Below are 3,244 nucleotides of genomic sequence, written 5' to 3' on the forward strand. Positions count from 1 at the left end.
CAGTACGACCACGCGCATGGTGATCGACGGCCGCATGGATCTCGCGGGCATGGAAGAAGAGAGCATGTCGCGCAGCGAGCTTTTTCAATCGCTGCGTAGGCTGGCATCGAGCAATTAGGCGAAGTCGAGCGCGCTTATCTCGAACCCAGCGGCAAGCTCACGAGCTTTCCGTTTGCGCCGGGGCAGGCACGAGTGGGGCTGGCCTTATTGCCGCCGTGCGAAGAAACTGGCCGGCGCCGCTGGAGGAAAACTCAGTCGTGCCGGATTCGAAGGATTATTGCTGCTGGCGTGCGGCGAGGTGATCGCTTTCGCGACCGGACAAAAATTCTCGCGCTGCCCGCGATGTGATGGCAAGCAGTGGACGCCGGCAGTAAAAACAATGAGCGAGCAATTGCGGATCAATGCGGAGAAGGGCGAATAGCGGCGCTTTTTAAGCGATAGCGTCGGCAGTACAGACGATGAACGCAAGACGAAAAACGGAAAGACATGTGACGAATGGCTGGATTCCCTGAATTCACGAAAATGACAACCGTTTGCGGAAACGGGAATCGAGTATCTCGACGAACCGCTGGATTCCCGTTTTCACGGCAATGAGCGACGACTGCACAGAATGGCGATCGTCGCTGTGTCGAAGTTACTCCGGTATGGTCAACGTCGCATCCTCGAACTTGATCAAATCTTCCGCTGCCGGCGTTTGCTCGATCGGCGGCACATTCGTCGCACTGATCTGCGGCGCGGCAACCGCTGGCGGCAGCGGAGCGCCGCGCGGGACGGTGTGGACGACCTGGCTCGGCGGCAGCGGCGTGCCGTTTTTTAGATGGTCGTACAGGATATCGAGCGCCTGGATGAAATAGTAATGCAGCGGGATCAGGCGCGAATCGAAACCCGCAAACGCGTTGAGGGTATCGAGGTGATGCGCATTGGTGATTTCGACGTAGCGCAGCTTGCCGTCGTTGTGCTTGAGTTGATTCAAGCCGTAATAGGCACGCGAAGTGTGATTAGGGTGCAGGTTCGCGTCGTTGCGCCCGTTCACGACGATCGCCGGGATGCCGTTCAAATTTGCGTTCGCAAGAACTCTTTTGATTCCGCGCTCGATGCTGGCGCGGTTCGCCGCGTCACCTTCCTTAAGCGCTCGCCCTTCAACGCCGGTCGAAAGCCCGCGCAAGCATAGCGCGCCGTCGAAGTTTTGATCCTGCCGATTGGTCGAAGCCGAGATCGAAACGCGGTCCTCGGCTGGCCCGCCGACCGACAAATTGTTGATCAGATTGACGCCGCCGGTCGGCGGAATGCCGTTCGATACCGCGAACAGGATGGCAAGCGAGGTCGGCGCAAGCGGAATCGGAGTGCCGTCGGCTGCGGTCGCGCCGAAACTGTAACCGCATAGATTGTCCTCAACGCCGAATCGCCCGTAGGCGTTCGCGTAGGTCACCGAAATCGGTTGCGGCACAAAAAAGTGCGTGTACGAAGGCTGGACGAAATTCTGTTCGGGCAAGATGCCGTAGCCGTTGATGACAGCTTGAGCCTGGTTGGCTTGCTCGGTCAGCGTCCCGGCTGGCAGCAGTCCTTTGTCGACCAGCGACTGGCAGCGATTCGGGCTCGCCGACAGATTGAATGGTGCTGCCGTGCCTTGCGCGACTGATGCGCACGGCTGATAAAGATTGACCAGCGTCGCGTAATCGTAAAGATTCCTGCTGTGCGCGAATAACGGCGCGCCCGAACCCTGCACGATGCCGAATTTGCCGCCGGGCTCGGGATTCACGTTTGGTTCCGACACTGCGACGCCATCGATCAGCCCGAATTTATCAAGCTCGGCGGCGCGCAAGCTCGCCCCACCTCCGTTCGAAACGCTGGATGCGATCACGATCGTGTTGTCCGGCGTGATGGCGCGGCCATCGAACTTCTCGTTCAGCGCATAGAACGCAAAGACGATGGACGCGAGCACATGTTTGTCCCAATCCTTTTCGGGATTCTGCTTTGAATGCGCGTGCTTGAAGGCGAATCGGTTCGGCGCGGCGGCGTTGAATTCGGCGCGCTCCTGATCGCTCAAGCGGGCCGTAAAGAGGCATTCGTCGCCGGCGTCATCGGCGCTCGCCGTTAAGCCATCAATGCGATTTACGATATCGCGATCGAGATCGTGGGCGCCGGTGCCCGTCCCCTTATCGGTGTAAGCCACGGCGCAGCCGCGCTTGAGGCCCCATTCGCCCGAAGTTGCGATCGCGCCATAAATTCCGCGCGAGCCCGATGACGGACCGGTCACGATGCATGGGTTCTTCGGATCGAACGACGCCGGCACCTGGACCATTACGGTGAAATTGCGCTGACCTTTGCCGATCAGAGCGAGATATTCATCGCCGGCGATCTTGCCTTCGCTGCTGGTCGGGGCGCCGTTTACGTCTACGTTCGGCCCGTACAAAACGCCGTAGCCGCCGCCTGTCGTGATGTCGACCAGAGCGCGGTAATTGGTGTAGATCGCGCGACGGCGAAGCTCGGCGGCGGTCGGGTTGAGCGGGTCGGCGAAGCCTGGTGCGGTAGCACTCTGCAAACCGGTTTTGCCGAGGCCCGCGGTCAATAAATCGTCACTACTTCCTTCGTAACTCCTGACCCGAATGTCGCCTTTGATAAACTGCGGCTTATCCGCAGCCGCGGCGGACACAAACAAACCGGACAGCAAAGCAGCGGCAGCAGCACGTCTCGTGGCGCGCATTTTGTTCTCCATGAAGGACCGTCAGGGGTTTTGGGTACGATTGCAGACATTTACCATCGTTCCCTGCACTTGCCATTTCTGCGGGTTGTGGGCGAAACGGTGTCAGCAAACAGGACGCGATGGATATTATTTTATGGCGGCATGCTGAAGCAGCCCCGGGTTTCCCTGACCACGACAGGGCTCTGACCGAAAAAGGAGAACACGATGCCGGCCGCATGGCGCGCTGGCTGCGGCCGCGGCTTCCGGGTAGCCGCACGGTGCTGGCGGGTCCGGCGCGACGCGCGCAGCAGACCGCGGCTGCCTTGACCAGTGAGTTCGCGACTGATGCCGGCATCGGAACCGAAGCGTCCGTCGCTGGCGTGCTTGACGTGGTGTTAAAGCTGCTGCCGGCGGCTGTTATCGTAGTCGGCCATCAGCCGACGCTCGGGCAAGTCGCGGCGCAGCTTCTGAGCGGTCAACCCGGCGACTGGAGCATGAAGCCGGGCGCACTCTGGTGGTTCACGTATTACGAACGAGCGGGCGCCGGGAAAGCGGAACTAC

The 3,244-nt window shown here is 60.1% G+C and carries 3 protein-coding genes; 2 read left to right on the forward strand and 1 reads right to left on the reverse strand.

Annotated elements, in window-relative coordinates:
- The first annotated feature begins 172 nt into the window (after positions 1–172).
- Positions 173–421 (forward strand): hypothetical protein, encoded by a 249-nt coding sequence (locus tag H0V78_05640; GenBank protein ID MBA2351272.1) that lies wholly within the window; start codon positions 173–175, stop codon positions 419–421.
- Positions 422–634: 213 nt separating this feature from the next.
- On the opposite strand, the gene H0V78_05645 is transcribed toward H0V78_05640, so the two are convergent.
- Positions 635–2,704, reverse strand: a complete 2,070-nt coding sequence (locus H0V78_05645; GenBank protein MBA2351273.1) for a D-(-)-3-hydroxybutyrate oligomer hydrolase — start codon at positions 2,702–2,704, stop codon at positions 635–637.
- A 119-nt stretch (positions 2,705–2,823) separates the two neighbouring features.
- Between H0V78_05645 and H0V78_05650 the strand changes: the two genes are divergently transcribed.
- A partial coding sequence (locus tag H0V78_05650; GenBank protein MBA2351274.1) for a histidine phosphatase family protein occupies positions 2,824–3,244 on the forward strand: 421 nt, incomplete at its 3' end.

The sequence above is a fragment of the Burkholderiales bacterium genome, from assembly GCA_013695435.1.
GTDB lineage: Bacteria > Pseudomonadota > Gammaproteobacteria > Burkholderiales > JACMKV01 > JACMKV01.